This is a genomic window from Acinetobacter sp. PFS20, from assembly GCF_052261015.1.
GTDB lineage: Bacteria > Pseudomonadota > Gammaproteobacteria > Pseudomonadales > Moraxellaceae > Acinetobacter.
In genome coordinates this window covers 1,195,642-1,213,036 of sequence record NZ_JBPVZE010000001.1, presented here as the reverse complement: position 1 = coordinate 1,213,036, position 17,395 = coordinate 1,195,642, and the positions used below count along the sequence as shown (strand labels likewise).

At 40.8% G+C, this 17,395-nt stretch carries 14 protein-coding genes; 13 read left to right on the top strand and 1 reads right to left on the bottom strand.

The genetic code is table 11. From position 1 onward, the window contains the following. Positions 1-51: 51 nt before the first annotated feature. Complete coding sequence (locus ACS125_RS05790; protein ID WP_034596465.1) at positions 52-558, top strand: hypothetical protein; 507 nt, start codon at positions 52-54, stop codon at positions 556-558. Between the two features lie 22 nt (positions 559-580). On the opposite strand, the gene pap is transcribed toward ACS125_RS05790, so the two are convergent. Then, on the bottom strand, positions 581-1,999 hold the full coding sequence (gene pap, locus ACS125_RS05785) for a polyphosphate:AMP phosphotransferase (protein ID WP_353156515.1): 1,419 nt from the start codon (positions 1,997-1,999) through the stop codon (positions 581-583). A gap of 209 nt (positions 2,000-2,208) precedes the next feature. Here pap and ACS125_RS05780 point away from each other — a divergent pair, with 209 nt between their 5' ends. The 12 genes from ACS125_RS05780 (at position 2,209) to ACS125_RS05725 (ending at position 17,393) form a co-directional block, all read left to right on the top strand. After that, positions 2,209-2,916, top strand: a complete 708-nt coding sequence (locus tag ACS125_RS05780) for an FFLEELY motif protein (RefSeq protein ID WP_151964069.1) — start codon at positions 2,209-2,211, stop codon at positions 2,914-2,916. Positions 2,917-3,063: 147 nt separating this feature from the next. Further along, positions 3,064-4,011: a bifunctional demethylmenaquinone methyltransferase/2-methoxy-6-polyprenyl-1,4-benzoquinol methylase UbiE gene (ubiE, locus tag ACS125_RS05775; protein WP_174727016.1), complete on the top strand. Its 948-nt coding sequence runs from the start codon at positions 3,064-3,066 to the stop codon at positions 4,009-4,011. 11 nt (positions 4,012-4,022) lie between these two features. Continuing rightward, positions 4,023-4,691, top strand: a complete 669-nt coding sequence (locus ACS125_RS05770) for a ubiquinone biosynthesis accessory factor UbiJ (RefSeq protein ID WP_005065906.1) — start codon at positions 4,023-4,025, stop codon at positions 4,689-4,691. 12 nt (positions 4,692-4,703) lie between these two features. After that, positions 4,704-6,323: an ABC1 kinase family protein gene (locus ACS125_RS05765; RefSeq protein ID WP_443271009.1), complete on the top strand. Its 1,620-nt coding sequence runs from the start codon at positions 4,704-4,706 to the stop codon at positions 6,321-6,323. 122 nt (positions 6,324-6,445) lie between these two features. Further along, positions 6,446-7,759 carry an FAD-dependent oxidoreductase gene (locus ACS125_RS05760; protein ID WP_443271007.1) on the top strand — a complete coding sequence of 438 codons (1,314 nt, stop codon included), beginning with the start codon at positions 6,446-6,448 and terminating at the stop codon, positions 7,757-7,759. 26 nt (positions 7,760-7,785) lie between these two features. Beyond that, positions 7,786-8,172 (top strand): VOC family protein, encoded by a 387-nt coding sequence (locus ACS125_RS05755; RefSeq protein ID WP_443271005.1) that lies wholly within the window; start codon positions 7,786-7,788, stop codon positions 8,170-8,172. A gap of 174 nt (positions 8,173-8,346) precedes the next feature. Next, positions 8,347-9,120, top strand: a complete 774-nt coding sequence (gene hisIE, locus ACS125_RS05750) for a bifunctional phosphoribosyl-AMP cyclohydrolase/phosphoribosyl-ATP diphosphatase HisIE (RefSeq protein ID WP_107880640.1) — start codon at positions 8,347-8,349, stop codon at positions 9,118-9,120. Between the two features lie 9 nt (positions 9,121-9,129). Further along, positions 9,130-10,632 carry a UvrD-helicase domain-containing protein gene (locus tag ACS125_RS05745; protein WP_005301860.1) on the top strand — a complete coding sequence of 501 codons (1,503 nt, stop codon included), beginning with the start codon at positions 9,130-9,132 and terminating at the stop codon, positions 10,630-10,632. 23 nt (positions 10,633-10,655) lie between these two features. Beyond that, on the top strand, positions 10,656-12,047 hold the full coding sequence (locus ACS125_RS05740; RefSeq protein ID WP_443271003.1) for an AAA family ATPase: 1,392 nt from the start codon (positions 10,656-10,658) through the stop codon (positions 12,045-12,047). Positions 12,048-12,364: 317 nt separating this feature from the next. Next, entirely contained in the window at positions 12,365-15,217 is a 2,853-nt protein-coding gene (locus ACS125_RS05735; protein ID WP_174727008.1) for a monovalent cation/H+ antiporter subunit A, read from the top strand. Further along, on the top strand, positions 15,214-15,582 hold the full coding sequence (locus tag ACS125_RS05730; RefSeq protein ID WP_003654595.1) for a Na+/H+ antiporter subunit C: 369 nt from the start codon (positions 15,214-15,216) through the stop codon (positions 15,580-15,582). Before ACS125_RS05735 ends, ACS125_RS05730 begins: the two co-directional genes overlap by 4 nt. Then, complete coding sequence (locus ACS125_RS05725) at positions 15,582-17,393, top strand: monovalent cation/H+ antiporter subunit D (protein WP_238612043.1); 1,812 nt, start codon at positions 15,582-15,584, stop codon at positions 17,391-17,393. The genes ACS125_RS05730 and ACS125_RS05725 overlap by 1 nt, the downstream gene beginning before the upstream one ends. The last annotated feature ends 2 nt before the right edge of the window (positions 17,394-17,395 follow it).

Here is a 17,395-nt window from a genome sequence, read left to right as displayed (position 1 = left end):
ACTTACACTTGGTTTTGAAGAAGCATCAAGAAACTGATACAGGTAAACATGATGAAAATTGATAATATTCCTGACTATATTGATCCTAGCCTAAATCTGGAACAAATTCGCGATGAGTGTCATGACCTCATCAAAAAAAGAGCTTACATGTCAGCTGGGGCGGCAATTGTACCGATTCCATTTTTTGACGTGGTGGTAGATTTAGGAATTTTGTCGCACCTCATTCCAGATATCAATTCCCGTTTTGGTTTAGCACCTGAACACGTAAGTGTCTATGACCCAAAAACTAAAACAATTCACTGGGATGAGCTACGTAAACGCGGTTTTGAATTTTCAGGCTTTGTAGTGGCACGCACTACCGTTAAAAAAACATTTAATGGCTTTTTTGGCAAAATCGTAACGAAACAAGTCACTAAATTTATACCGCTAGGCGGACAAATTGTAGCAGCTAGTTTAGGCTATTTCATGATGAAAAAAATAGCAGAAACACATCTAACTGACAGTTACAATCTTGCAAAACGTATTCAGCAAAAAAGCCGCACCACCATTGTAAATTAATCTATGCCTTATGGCTGAGAGCTTAATCTGCTCTCAGCTGTTTTAACACCGCCTTTAATACTTCTAGACGTGCTGTATATTTATCATCAGTTGCAATAATATACCAAGGTGCGTAGTCAGTACTGGTTCGCTCAAACATATCTGCTGCCGCTTTTAAATAATCGTCCCACTTATCACGATTACGCCAATCTTCTGCGGTAATTTTAAAACGTTTATGCGGTGTTTCTTCTCTAGCCTTAAAGCGCTGCTCTTGCTCATCTTTGCTAATCGCAAGCCAAATTTTTACCACAATGGTTTGACTATCAAACAAATCTTTTTCAAATCGGTTAATTTCGTCATAGGCACGCTGCCATTCTAAAGGTGAAGCAAATCCTTCAACACGTTCAACGAGTACACGTCCATACCATGTCCGGTCAAAGATCGTGATTTTCTCGGCTTCATTAATGCGGTTCCAAAAGCGCCATAAGTAAGGATGTCGTGCTTCAAAGCGCTCAGGTGCTCCAATACAGTGAATATCATATTCACGCGGGTCTAGGTTTTTAACAATTCGCTTAATTGCACCCCCTTTACCGGCAGCATCCATTCCCTCAAAAGCAATGACGACATTGCGTTTATCGAAACGCATGGCATCAGCAATTTTTTTGCTTAATTTATCGAGCTCTTTTTTATAGTCAGCTTTTTCAAGTGGTTCATTAGAAGGCTTTAATAAACTCTCTGGAATTTTTGCCTGAGGCCATTTCCCCTTTACTTCAGTTTCATGATCAGGGAGTTGGCGCATATGTTGTAAAAGGTATTGAGCAAAAAATTGATCACGTTGTTTTTCATCTTCCCCATCAATAATGTACCAATCATCGGTAAAGCGACGGCGTAACTTTTGCAAAGTGTCGTATTGTTTTTTATTACGCCAATCTAGACCATGGAGCTTATGCCAGTGTTGCTCTGACGGGTCAATTTTGTCTAAACGTTTTTGTAGTGATTTCCATGAAAGATCGAACCAGACTTTAACGACATCGACATAGTTATTTTTCAAATCTTGTTCAAATGCCCGCATATTTTCAACATAAGCATCAAAGCGTGCTTCATCTAAAGGTTCAGACACATGTGTTGCTGTAACGAGCAAATCGCTATACCAATTACCAAACATCACCACAATTTGACCTTCGGTAGGAATAAACTCCGAGTAAGATTGCCAAAATGCTTCTGTATCTGTCAGCACACGTGGCGCGTCTGCTTTGACTCGTAAATATCTAGGGTCTAACCATTCACGGAGCTGCTTAACTGCCTCCCCTTTACCTGCCAGCTCAATACCACTCATTAAAATCAGCGTGCTTTTCGCATTGGGTTTTCCCCGACTTTCTTTTAACGCATATTGTGCTTCAATCAAGTCAACTGAAAGCAGTTCTTCATCTCGAATTTCAAATTTTGGTTGTTGTTCACTCATAGTCCACGGCTCTAATATTTTATTGTTTAATTTCGATGATCTTTAACTTATGCGGTTAAATGATGAATTGCTATACAAATTATGTCATTGCGACAAAAATCTGTCTAAGAATTGACGCATGAATCATTTTTTTTACATCTACTCGCCATAGTACAAGGTTACAATGCCTCTTATGATTTTTTACAAATAGCCCAATATTAGAGCCTTAAATGTCTAAACTCGCTGCTTTTGATGAACTTTTACAACAATATAAAACATTTAATTATCACGATAATCCAGTGCTTGCCCAACGTTTGCAAGATGTACAAACATGGCTAAAAGAACGGATGAAAGATACGCATCACGACTTTTTTAATCTGCCTGAACATAAACTCATGTCAGAGTATTTTTTAAATCGCTTATATGGTGGTCCAGAGTTTGATGCTCTGGCGGCTCAAATTGAACGCTTATTGAAATATGCCCATAAAGCCGAAAAAGTATTGCCTGAAAATGCAATTAAAACTGGCACTAAATCGGTAAGTTTAGCTGTGCTTGCCACACAACTTGATGAACAAGTAGCTATGCAGCTTCTTGAGGACTATCCAGCAGATACAGTACTCACTGATGAGATTATGCGTTTAACCTTAATCAAGCTTGATCAGGCAGAAGCGCGTTATCAACAGCTTGCTCTTCTTGATGATTTAGGCGCAGCTCTCGATAAATACATGCGCTCATTTATGATGTTTACAGCTTTTAAAATGTGTAAAGGCATTGCCCAAAAATATCACTTCGAATTGATGTATGATTTCATTCAAGATGGTTTTAGCGCGATGAAACCGTTAAAATCAGCCGAGAACTTTATCAAGACTTTTACTGAAAAAGAACGCCAAATTATTGAAAATGTACATTCAGGGCATCCGAATCCGTTTAGAGTGTGATAAGGTCGGCACAGAGAAAAAATCAACCTTACGAAGTTGAGATTTTATTCATTATATTTGCATGATGATGCCTGTAAAAATAGACAAAATCTGTCATCATGCAGAACTTATTCCGTTTCACTTGAGTTTGAGTCTAGGAGAGACAATATGTCTAACGAAAACCAAAAGCCAACATCTCCAACTGAGCAGGCACAAAGTTCAGACAAAGTTAGCCCATTCCTAAGCTCACCTTTACCGCAAGGTACCCCTCAAGGGCAACAACAATCTTTACAACAAACCTTAACCGACACACCTGTTAATGGTTCTGTACCGAAATATAATTTACCGCGTGGTGCTGGCAATACTGGCAACGTTGGTGAAACCACCCACTTCGGTTATTCAACTGTTAGAACTGAAGATAAAGCTCAAAAAGTTGCAGAAGTATTCCACTCGGTTGCAAGCAAATATGACTTGATGAATGACTTAATGTCATTTGGTATTCACCGCCTCTGGAAACGCTTCGCAATTAACATGTCTGGCGTACGCCGTGGTCAACACGTGCTAGATATTGCTGGTGGTACAGGCGACTTGGCAAAAGTATTTAGCCGTGAAGTTGGTCCTCAAGGCCATGTCGTTCTTTCGGACATTAACGAATCTATGCTTAATGTTGGTCGCGACCGCCTCATTGACGCAGGCTGTACCAATGTTGATTTCGTACTTGCCAATGCAGAAACTTTAGAACCTTTTGCAGATAACAGCTTTGACTTACTCACCATTAGCTTTGGTTTACGTAACGTGACAGATAAAGATGCAGCACTTGCTTCTATGTTCCGTGTGTTGAAGCCAGGTGGCCGTTTACTTATTCTTGAATTTTCTAAACCTGTATTTGAGCCATTCTCAAAACTTTATGACCTCTATTCATTCACTGCTTTACCGATTATGGGTAAATTGGTTGCGAATGACTCAGAAAGTTATAAATATTTGGCTGAATCAATTCGTATGCATCCAGACCAACGCACCTTAAAAGGTATGATGGAAAATGCTGGCTTCCAGAACTGTGACTATCACAACCTTACTGCTGGTATCGTTGCCGTTCACCGTGGCTTCAAACTGTAAGGGATAAAGATATGTGGTCGATTCTGGCACTCGGTGCAGTCGAACGTATCATTCATCATCTGATCGATCTGGATGCGGTTACACGCATTCAGCTTAATCAGTTACAGGGCAAAATGCTGCGTGTTGTGATTGATAGCCCGCAGCTTTCTGTCGATGTATTCTTTGACCAAGAAAAAGTACGTCTTGAACCTACTGCAACAGGACATAGCGAAAAGCCTTCTATTTTTGAACAACGCCCTTTTGATGCGCAATTCAAAATTTCTGAAGCAACAGCAACTTTGCATGTTAAAGATGTCGTCGAACTGATTAAATTATTGGTCAGCGATCCAGATCAGATTGGCAATATTCCATTGCAAGGTGATTACCACCTGCTACAGGATATTCAAAAGATTATGCAGCAAGCTGAACCAGATTTAGCTTCGCACTTATCAAGATGGGTCGGTCCTCAACTCGCCCACGAAATTGGCAAGATTCAACTTGCACCAAAACATTTAAAACGCTCTCTTCAAAGTCATCTATTTTTTGCAGAAGACGCATTAAAAGAAGATAGTGGTCTATTTGCCCCTCGTTGGGAAATGGATGATTTAACTCAAGCAACTCGCAAGCTTAATCAAGACATTGACCGTCTAGAAGCAAGATTGCAGCAACTCAACACACAACTACAACCCTCTCAAGACTAGGTAAGACTGTATATGATTCCGCACGTTTCACGTTTACTCGAACTTTGGCGTATTGCAGCGCACTATAGACTCGATACGTTGTTCCCTGCGGATGAATTACCAGTTAAAGCTCAACGTGCATTAAGTGTTATTAAAATGCACCCAGCTGCATGGTCTAGTCGCGAACGTAAAAATCCTTTAAAGCTCAAAGAAGCTTTGGAAGAGATGGGGCCTCTTGCAATTAAGCTTGGACAATTACTGTCAACTCGACGTGATTTGATTCCACCTGAAATACTCGCTCAATTGGTCTTACTTCAAGATCAGGTAAAACCTTTTGATAGCAATGTTGCCAAACAACGTATTCAAGAATCATTAAAAGCTGACGTAAATACCTTGTTTGCACGATTTGATGACCAGCCATTAGCAGCTGCTTCAATTGCACAAGTTCATACTGCTGCTTTGCACGACGGTCGAGAAGTTGTTGTTAAAGTGACTCGCCCCGACATTCGCAACCAAATTTTGCAAGACTTTGAGATTTTGGCATGGTTAGGCAACACATTAGAAAGTCGCCTTGAAGCTGCTCGTGCCTTACATCTCTCTGAAATTATTCAAGACTACCGTCAGATTATCTTAAACGAGCTGGACTTGAGTATCGAAGCAGATAACACCCGTCGTATGCGCCATTATTTTACTGGCTCAACCATGATGTATGTGCCTGAAGTCTACATGGACACCAAAGATGTCATGGTAGCAGAGCGCATTACAGGTGTTCCTATTTCAGATACGGCAACCTTTGACCGTCTAGGCATGGACCGCGCACAACTTGCAGAAAAAGGATTAACCATTTTCTTTACGCAAGTATTCCGCGATAACTTTTTCCATGCCGACATGCACCCTGGCAATGTCTTTGTAGAAACAATTAATCCAAGCAATCCACGCTTTATTGCACTCGACTGTGCAATTATGGGTGAGTTATCTAAGCATGACCAGATGACCATTGCCCGCATGTTACTTGCTGTAATGAACAGCAACTTTATGCAGCTCATTCAAATAGTGCATCAAGCTGGTTGGATTCCACCGGGTACAGACCAAGATGCGCTATCGCGTGAAATGCGTCGCACCGTTGGCCCAATGGTATCTAAACCAATGGATCAACTTGATTTTGCTGGCATCTTGATTCAAGTGATGGATATTGCCCGTCGCTTCCATTTAGAGATTCCACCACAACTTATGTTGTTGCTAAAGACTTTAGTGCATGTCGAAGGCCTAGGGACCGATCTTTACCCGCAGCTCGACATCTGGAAATTGGCAAAACCAATTTTGACTGAATGGGTCAAAGCCAACATGAACCCAGTCAAAAATATAAAAGAGTTAGGACAGCAACTACCTGACCTGCTTTTAGGTGCTCAAGATTTCCCAAGCTTAATTGTCGATAGTTTAAATGGTTTAAAAAATCAGTCTGCTTGGCAAGACCGTCAGTTACGCGAAATGCAGCAACTTCGTTTGCAAATGGAACATCAACAACGCCGCAGTTGGCTGTTCGGTAGTAGCATGCTGATTTTACTCACCATCGCGATTATTAGTCCTTGGTTTGTTTCTATTATTTTAATTGTGCTGAGTAGTTTATTGGCACTTTGGCGCATCTTGAAATAAGTTTTAAATCCCTTGCCCGCGCAAGGGATTTTTTTATGGCTAAACTTTAATTTAAAAAAATATAGATCGCTTATTCGTTGATTGCTAAATTAGCATTCATAAATGCATCAAAAGAACAAACAATGAAAACACCTCATTTTGCGATTATCGGTGCCGGTACCGCAGGTTTAGCCACTGCGATTTTGCTCGCCCGTGAAGGTAATAACGTTACTATTTTTGAACAAGTTGATGAGTTATCTCCAGTAGGTGCAGGCTTATTACTACAACCTGCGGGCTTAGCAGTTTTTGAACATTTAGGTGTGCTCGATAAGGCTCTAATATTAGGAGCAAAAGTAACAGGTTTAGAGGGGCAACTTCCCAACAAGCGTCTTTTAGTCAACAGCCATTATCATGAAGCATCTACAAATCTCTATGGTTTAGGTATACACCGAGCTACTTTATGTCATGTACTCACCCAAAAGCTTAGTGAGTATTCGAGCCAAATTACTTGGCGCATGAACCACTCTATTGAGAGTTTTGAAGAACATAATGATGAAGTTCGACTATTCGGAACTCATCAAAATCAGAAGTTTGATGCTCGGTTTGACTCCGTCCTTATTGCCAATGGTGCTCGTAGCCAATTACGCCCCAAAGCATGGGTAAAGGTTGACCAAGCCTACCCTTGGGGTGCGGCGTGGAGTATAGTGCCTGAGTGCCAAGTTCTCGATTCTGAAATTCTGCATCAATTTTATGATCGCTCGAAAATTATGATGGGAATTCTTCCTACAGGAGCGATTCCAACAAAACCTCAACAGCGCCTTTCAAGTATCTTCTGGAGCTTGCCTACTCCGCAATTACAAAGCTTTCTGCAAGATGAACAAGCCAAACAAACTTGGTTAAAGCAAGTCTCAGAGCGATGGCCCAAAGTTGCAGAATGGCTCAAAGAAATTTTATACGACAGTCAAACTCAACCTAAATGGCTATCTGCAAACTACCGTGATGTCGTCATGACTCAATTTGGTCAAGGTCGAATTGGTGTGATTGGAGATGCCGCTCATGCAATGAGCCCACAGTTGGGACAAGGTGCAAATATGGCATTATTGGATGCTTGGGCTTTTTCGCAATCATTGCAACATGCCCAAAAGAATCAAAATATTGACTGGTCACTACTCTGGCAGCACTACCACCAGCTTCGCCGTTCATCTACTCAGTTTTATCAGTTCCTCAGTCGCTTACTGACACCCCTTTATCAATCTGACCATTGGTGGGCTGGAGGTTTAAGAGATATTGTTTTCCCTTGGATGTATCAAATCCCCTATTTCCGAAAAGAAATGGCAATCACAATTTCGGGATTAAAGACTGGTCCATTTCAGCAAATTGATTATGATCGAGTGGCTCACTTACCTAAAGAAAGCAGCACTTTTAATTTAAAAAGCGAATCTTTGTCTGACTATTAACCCAACTAAATGATAGTGAGTAACACATGAAAATCAGCCATCTTGATCATCTTGTTTTAACTGTCTCGAATATTGAAACTACATGTAATTTCTATCAAACCGTATTAGGGTTTGAGGTCATCACTTTTAAAGGTGATAGAAAGGCTCTACAGTTTGGAAATCAAAAAATAAATTTACACCAGCAAGGTAACGAGTTCGAACCTAAGGCATTACAGCCGACTCCTGGATCTGCCGACCTGTGTTTTATTTTAGAAACTCCCATTTCCGAAGTGATTGCGCACCTTAATCAGTTAAATATTCAAATTGAAGAAGGCCCAGTTGAACGTACCGGTGTAATGCATCCTATTCTTTCAGTTTATATTCGAGATCCAGATCAAAATTTGATTGAGATTTCAAATATCCTCACGCCTTAGTCATTTGAATAATATACAGATTGGTAAGTGTTACAAGCTATTCATTACGCTGACAAAGACAAAAAGGAGAAAGAATTTTTCCGCAAAGCGACGCTGATGCCGTACACTATACAAGCTATTTTTTAGCATCTGATTGAAATCAATTTATAGTTCATATTTCTCTGGTGATTCCTCATGAATAACACGCAATGGCTCGATGAAGTAAAATTTAACGAACAAGGTCTTATCCCTGCCATTGCTCAACATCATCAAACCGGACGTATTTTGATGGTGGCGTGGATGAACCGTGAAGCACTCGCGCTCACAGCAGAAAAAAATCAGGCTGTTTATTTCTCTCGCTCTCGCCAAAAACTTTGGCACAAGGGTGAAGAATCAGGCCATTTCCAAACAGTTTATGAAATTCGTCTGGACTGTGACGGCGACGTAATTATTCTACAAATTGAACAACACGGTGGTATTGCATGCCATACGGGTCGTGAGTCTTGTTTCTATCGTAAACTCACGCCACAGGGTTGGGAAATTGTAGACGCACAATTAAAAGACCCTACTGCAATTTATGGTGACAAAGCTAAAACTGAAGCACACGATCATGCTCACACCACAGAACAAGTCGATGTACTTGCTCACTTAGGGCAATTGATGCAAGAGCGTAAGCAAGCTGAAGCTGATACTTCATATGTTGCAAGCCTCTACAAAAAAGGCATCAATAAAATCTTAGAAAAAGTGGGTGAAGAAAGTGTAGAAGCAATTATTGCTGCTAAAGATTTTGCTGCACAGGATTCAGAAGCTCACTTAAACGATCTCGTTTATGAAACAGCAGATTTGTGGTTCCATACTATTGTGATGTTGGGTTATTTCGATCTTAATCCACAACTTATTATTGACGAATTAGCTCGTCGTCAGGGTTTATCTGGTTTAGTTGAAAAAGCTAACCGCAACAAGGTTTAAAATCACTCAGTGTCGAATATTGAAAAACCTAAAGCCACCTATGAGCAAGCCATTGCCATAGATAATGCACGTCTTGGGCAATCATTTAAAGTGATTGCCTATGCTGGCACAGGTAAAACCACCACTTTACAAATGATTAGCGATGCCATGCCTGAACGACGTGGTATGTATCTAGCATTTAACAAAGCTATTGCTGGTGAAGCACAAAACAAATTCCATCGTAATGTAGACTGCCGTACTTTTCACTCACTTGCGTTTCGTAGTGTGCCACGTGGTGTGACTGATAAATTACGTCTACCACGACTAAGTCCAAGCTTTATTGCTAAAGAATATCGACTAGAACCGATTACGCTACGACGTATGATGGGTGGGCGTTACGAGAAATATGTCTTAATGCCAAGCCGTCTAGCGAGTCTTGTCGCAAATGCTGTCAGCTATTTTTGCTCGACCAGCTCACAATATCCGGCACCTCGACATATTCAGGCGCCTAACTGGTTACATCCAGACGATATTATCGAATTACAAAATCACCTTTACCCTGCTGTGGAACGACGTTGGTTAGAATCGATTGACCAAAACCATCAAGCTGGTATTGGACATGATATTTACCTCAAACTTTGGGCATTGTCTGAGCCAAACATTCCTACTGACTACGTATTATTTGATGAAGCACAAGATGCTGACCCACTAATGCTAGGTATTCTGCTTCGCCAAAAAAATACTCAAGTTATTTATGTCGGTGATGCACATCAACAAATCTACGCTTGGCGTGGTGCAATTAATGCCATGCAACAATTGCCCTTGCCAGAATCTCGGTTAACCACTTCTTTTCGTTTTGGCGAAACGATTGCCGATGTGGCCAATGCACTGCTGGGCGGTTTAAATGAAACTGTTCCCTTGCTTGGTAATCCAAACCAGAAATCAAGTGTAGTGAATAAACCGCATACCAAAATGCGTGATGCGATTTTATGCCGTACCAATGCTCGTGCAATGGAGCTTTTACTGGCAGGCTTAGTTCACGGCGATAAAGTGAGTTTGCAGGCGGACCATCAAAAACTAAACCGTTTTGTAGACGCCGCAAGCCTCTTAAAACAAGGAAAACGAGTTACTGACGTTCCTGAATTAGCATGGTTTAACTCATGGCACGATGTACATGAGTACTGTGAAACCAATGAAGGTAGTGACATTAAGCCATTGGTTAAACTGGTTGATGATCACGGCACTGACCCGCTAAAAAAAGCACTTGCAAAGATTACTCCACTTGAGCAAGCTGATTATGTCATCTCCACAGCTCATAAAGCGAAAGGGCTAGAATGGAATCGCGTTCATATTGAAGATGACTATCAATTTAAAATTAATGGCTTAGAACACAAGATTAGTGATGAAGAGTTAAGATTACTTTACGTTGCCTGTACTCGTGCTAAAGTAAGTCTAAATATCCATCATCTTTATGATCTGATACAACAATTAAAACTAAGGGCGCCTTTAAGTCTTCGTCAATCGGTTGGTTGAAGCGCTCATAATTAGGTGAGCCTATGCAACTTGAATCTATCCAATTTAAACATATTGCTCTGTTTCACGATCTTAAAATACAGTTTCAATATGAAAAACAGCCGATTACCTTAATTTTAGGTGAACAAGCAACGGGTAAAAGTATGTTGCTCAAACATACTTACCATGCTCTAACTTGGTTCCCTGCCCGTTTTAAAGATTTACGTAGTCCCGGTATTGTTATGCCTGACCAAGACATTACTCAATCGCGTCTACAGTCAAAAATCGAAGTGACCCTTCAAGTTCCACCAGAAATTGGCTCTTTGCCAGAAAGTACTTCTGCACAAGAGGTAGATTCTTCGCTGTGTAGCTGGAAACTTTTTAAGACCCTAAATTCAAGTGGCATTGGAATCAGCCAAGTTGAAACTCAGCAACTTGATCAGACTATGGCCCTTTATCAACAAGTCATCAAAAAAGATCCATTACAAGGATTACCCTTAATCGCTTACTACCCAGCCGAGCGATTTGTAAATGATATTAATCTGCTCAATAAAAATTTACCCGGCATCACTCAAGCCATTTCAGCCTATGATATTAGTCCAGTTCCGTTCACAACCTTCACTCGTTTTTTTGAATGGTTACGTGAAATTAGCGATATCGAAAATGCTCAAGCTGCACATCTCGTACAACGCATTAAATCTAAGCAATTAGATCCAGAAGATCAGACAGAACTATTAAATGAGCTTCAAAAAGAGTTCTCTGGGCAGCCTAAACAGCTCACCACACCTAACCTCTACGCTCTTAAAAATGCATTAAATATCGTTCTGCCAGAGCTCAAAGACTTGTATTTGCAATATCAGCCTCGGCTTCAACTTATGGCTGACTATGATGGCCAAACCCTACCTTTTCAGCAACTTTCCAACACCACAAAAACATGGATTGCTTTAGTAGGCGATATTGCCCGCAGGCTCTGTTTACTCAATCCGTTAAGCCTAAATCCTTGCCTTGAAGGTGAAGGAATTTTATTAATTGATCAGATTGATGCGCAACTCGATGCACAGCATTGTTCAGAAATTTTAAACAAACTCCATCAAGCATTTCCGCGCTTACAAATTATTGCAACGGGAAGTCGTGAAGAGTTACTAGAACATGCCTCGGCCTATCAATGTTTAAAATTAGAGCATGGTAAAATTAGCCATCTTGATTTAAATACCACCAAACAACAGCTTGAACACATCTATACATTACTCCAAAGAAGCGAGTCATTAGTTCCACACATAGAAGCACAGCTTCCAAGCTTAATAGACCCTACTCCCTCTCCAGCACAGGTTGAAGTTTTATTTCAGCAAATTCAGGGTTTAAATGAACAACAAAAAAATGAATTGCTACGAATGATTCATGCAGGAGACACACCAGAAGAAAGCCCTTCTGTTTAAATTGTATGCCACTTTTAGCTCTATTTTTATAATAAAAAGCGCTCTTACAAAATATACCGCTTCATTAAAATTTTTAGGCATTAAAAATCACTAGATGTTGTTACTACATGTAATAACATCAGATTTTTAATGCTTTTTTAGTGTACAATAAATTTCATTTTGCGTTTTTATTCTTCAAGTTGCGCAATACAACTTGTTTCTCGCTTTATTTTCTAATTTGGTTGGGTTTTCAGAATAACAAAGCCTTGGAACTCTCTTTGAATTCCTATCTATTCTGAAATTAAAAATTCACCTTTAGGTTTCGGCCTAAATCACATATGGATACGAGTGTGCTACCGATAATTATCTTATTACCGTTAATATTAGGCACCACCCTTGTTTCATTGCTTCAACGGTTCTCGCGTGGAGTAACGGCTTTAGGGGCAATTGGAGTCAGTTTAACCAGTTTTGGTTTATTACTGACTCAAGCTAAAACTGTGCTTGGTGGTGCAAGCATTCAACAAAGCTGGGATTGGCTACCTCAATTGGGGATTAATCTTAGCTTCAGGCTCGATGCCCTTGGTTTACTATTCTCTTTACTTATTACCGGTATCGGTACCCTCATTTACATATACGCCTATTACTATCTTGGCCCTAAAAATTCTTTAAGCAAACTCTATGCTTTGCTCATGCTGTTTATGGCAGCAATGCTGGGTATTTCGCTCTCTAATAATCTTATTATTTTATTAGTCTTTTGGGAGCTGACCAGTATTTCATCTTTCTTGTTAGTGGGTTACTGGAGTCATTATGAAGCTGCTCAACGTGGCTCTCGAATGGCGCTCACTATTACAGGAATGGGTGGTTTGGCGTTATTGGGTGGATTTGTTCTATTAGGGCAAATCACCGGAACCTATGAAATTAGTGACATTATGGGCATGAGAGACACCATTCAAGCCCATGCTCTATTTATTCCAATGCTATTGCTTATTTTGCTTGGTGCATTTACGAAGAGTGCTCAGTTTCCATTTCATTTTTGGTTACCAAACGCAATGGCTGCACCAACACCGGTGTCTGCCTACCTACACTCTGCGACCATGGTAAAAGCAGGTATTTTCCTGCTCGCACGTTTACTGCCAATTTTTGTAGGCGCCGCGCTTTATCACAATATTGTGACATTTATCGGCCTGTTTACACTTTGCATGGCCGCATGTTTTGCCATTTTTAAAGAAGATTTAAAAGGACTGTTAGCCTATTCAACGATTAGTCATTTAGGGCTCATTGTTTGTTTACTTGGTATCGGTTCGCCTTTAGCAGTTACTGCTGCTATTTTTCATATTATTAACCATGCAACATTTAAAGCTGCACTCTTTATGATTGCAGGGATCATTGACCATGAAACGGGTACACGTGATCTTCGAAAACTCAGTGGTATTTGGCAATTACTTCCTTTCACTGCCACATTAACCATGATCACCGCTGCCTCTATGGCAGGTGTGCCACTCACCAATGGCTTTATTTCAAAAGAGATGTTCTTTACCGAGCTATTGGCGAATCTTTCAGGTTCAGCAGTTATCTTTGCCAGCATCATTGCAACACTTGCTGGTATTTTTGCAGTGAGTTATTCAATTCGTTTAGCACACGGCGTGTTTTTTGACGGTCCAATTGGTAAGCAAGTGCCAAATAAAAATGCACATGAACCGCCTATGGGCATGCGCGCACCAGCCCTTCTTCTTGCTGTGCTATGTATCCTAGTCGGCGTTTTACCTTCTTTGTTGGTAGAACCACTGGTAAATAGCGTAACCAGAGCAAGCTTGATGCAACCAGAATTTGCAGGAACTCATCTTGCGATCTGGCACGGTTTCAATGCTCCTCTTGTGATGAGTATTATTGCTTTAGTCGGTGGCTCACTGTTCTATTTTGCTTTGGCAAAAGATGGCATGATTCGTAAAATTGACCTTGACCCACATCTTGGCAGATTGCAAGGCCGCATTTTATTTGATTTATTTTTAAAACACCTGTTGCTCACCAGCCGAAAAATTAAACAAAAAACTGAAAACGGCTCATTGCAAAGTTACTTGTTCTTGATCATTGCTTTTAGCGTCATCATGGTAACTATGCCGCTACTTAATCAAGGGCTCACTACAGGCACACGTGAACTTACTCATGCCCCATGGATTGCTATCGTTCTCTGGCTAACCCTGTTCTCAGGTTGCTGGATGATGTTGTGGTTCCATCATGAACGTATTAAAGCAGTCCTTATTAGCGGTGCAATTGGTCTAGTGGTAACAATGGTATTTGTCACCATGTCAGCTCCAGATTTGGCACTAACTCAAATTACCGTGGATGTTGTAACCACTGTTCTTTTACTAATGAGTTTATCTTTACTTCCACAGCTAACGCCATATGAATCTCTTCGTTCTAGACGCTTAAGAGATGCTGCTTTAGCGATTATTGGAGGTTTAGGGATAGGCTGGATTGCATGGCTGATTTTAACCCGTGATCATAATTCGATTTCATGGTTCTTTGCGCAGCAGTCTTTACCACTTGGCGGCGGCTCAAATATTGTAAATGTCATTTTGGTTGACTTCCGTGGCTTCGATACATTCGGTGAAATTACTGTATTAGGCATTGCTGCTATTGGTGCGCTATGTCTTATGGATGGTATGCGTGTCCATGGTACAACCATGACCCAAGGCCTCACCTACCGTTTTAATCCATCTCCGCTCATGTTCCGTATTACAGCTTCTTGGGTATTACCGTTAGCACTTGTCGTAAGTGTTTATATTTTTATGCGTGGCCATAATTATCCGGGCGGTGGCTTCATTGCAGGTCTAATCACCTCAATGGCTTTAATCATTCAATATATTGCGCTAGGTCAAGACCAAACAGAACAATTACTCAAAGCAAAATCAGGCCGTCTTTACGAAGTCTGGATTGGTTCAGGTTTAACGATTGCTGGGCTTACTGGTGTAGCTGCATGGTTCTGGTTACGCCCATTCCTGACTAGTGCACACGTATATGTTGAATTACCAATTTTAGGAAAACTACATCTGGCTTCAGCTGCGAGTTTTGACTTAGGGGTTTATATCACCGTTGTTGGTGCAACGATGTTACTTATCTCGGTATTAGGAGACTCTCGCCACTCAAGCATGGCTGGTCCTGTAGTACCACATCGGGAGGAATCATCATGATCAGTTTAGAATTCTTATTGGCTTCTGCAATTGGTTTACTTGTTGCCACAGGTATTTATCTGATTTTACGTGCTCGTACCTTCCCTGTTGTGCTTGGGTTAGCTGTAATTGGCTATGCTGTAAACCTATTTTTATTTGCTATGGGTCGATTACAAATTAGCTCACCCGCAATTTTAACTGAAACAACAAAAATAACCGATCCACTTCCTCAAGCGCTAGTGTTAACAGCCATTGTGATCGGTTTTGCAACCACCGCTTTTATTGTACAACTGGCACTGCGTAGCCGTTATGAATCAGGTAGTGATCATGTTGATGCTAAAGAAGACATCTCTCCGACATACGACCCACGCGAGGATGAGCCGTAATGTTTGATTTTTTATCTTTCTGGCAAGAACATGCGCCGATTTTTAGCATTCTCATTCCAGCATTTACTGCTTTTATATTATTACTGCTTGGCAACCCGGGAGCAGGTGCTTTAAAAGATGACTGGCGACAACCATGGCGTCGTGGCATTAGTCTTGTTTCTGCAATTGCTGGATTAATTACCGCAATTATATATTTAAGCTTTGCCAGCACTGGACAGATTACCATTTACCAGTTGAGCGAATGGTCAGCGCCATTTGGTATTGTGCTTGTGTTAGATCGCCTTTCTGCTTTTATGCTGGTGCTGACTTACGCATTAGCAGTACCAGTTCTATGGTATGCAAGCGACAATTGGGATACCCGTGGTCGCTATTTCCATGCCATGGTGCATTTCTTATTAATGGGTATCTGCGGAGCATTTTTAACAGGCGATTTATTTAACCTTTTCGTCTTTTTTGAAATCTTGTTGATGGCTTCGTATGTTTTGCTTTTACATGGGCAAGGCAAACCACGTTTTCAGCTTGGCGTTCACTATGTCATTATCAACCTTTTAGCCTCTGCCCTCTTCTTAATTGGGCTTGGTATGATTTATGGCAGTGTGGGTAGCCTCAACATGGCGGATGTATCACGTCTTATACCAACACTTGAAGCAGATCAACACAAATTAGCAGTCGCTGGTTCCTTACTTCTTTTTGTTGTTTTCGGCATTAAAGCAGCAATGCTTCCTGTCGGTTTTTGGCTGCCAAAAACCTATGCCGTTGCAAGTACGCCTGTAGCTGCAATTTTCACCATTATGACCAAAGTCGGGATCTATTCTATTTTACGTGTAAATGGAACAGTATTTGACGATGCGCTTAGCCAAGAAATCTTAAAAAGCTGGTTATTGCCTATTGGTTTAATTACTTCACTCTATGGTGTGATTGCAGCAATTGGAGCAGATCGTTTACGTCGCTTTGTCGGCTTTATGGTACTTTCTTCAATTGGTACCTTGCTCACCGCAATTGCCATGTCTAATACGCAGGCATGGTCTGGTGCTTTATATTACTTAGTGCACAGTACCTTAATCGGTGCAGCTTTTTATCTATTTTGTGGATGGATCACTTCACAACGTGGAGATTTCAAAGATCATTTAAAAGTTGCCCCAAGAATCAAACAAGAAAAAGCGGCTATGGTGACTTATTTCTTGATTGCCATGATGCTTGCTGGGTTACCGCCTTTTAGTGGTTTTCTTGGAAAAGTATTCATTTTACAAGCGACAGTTGAAGCTAGCTATCAAGGCTGGATTATTGGTGTTGTGCTTGTTGTGAGCTTATTAAGTATTATTGCACTCACACGTGTTGGTTTTATCTTATTCTGGCGTGCATCTCCTCCAGAAGAAGATCCAATCCATCCAGCTTATATTCTTTATCGTGCTTTGCCGGAACGCGCACCACCACGTAACGATCAAGTCATTTATCTATTACTGGCTGGTTTAATCGCTTATGTTGTCTTTGCTGCACCAATTCAGCATTACACATTAAGCACCGCACAACAGATTCAAGACCATGCACTTTACCAACGCACTATTCTTAAAGTAGATAAAAATGGGGAAGTTATCAGCGTACAGCCATTTGATCCCGCTTATCTGCCAGAAACTAAATATGGGGGAGAAGTTGAAGATCATAATGCTTATCTTATTCCCGATATTATTTCGAAAGATATGTTCAATGGTGAACATATTTCTGAATATAAACAACGACAAATTCAGCAACAGGACAAACTGCAAACACCTTCCATTGTTGATGAAAGTCAATTGAAACCTATGGAGCCATAACA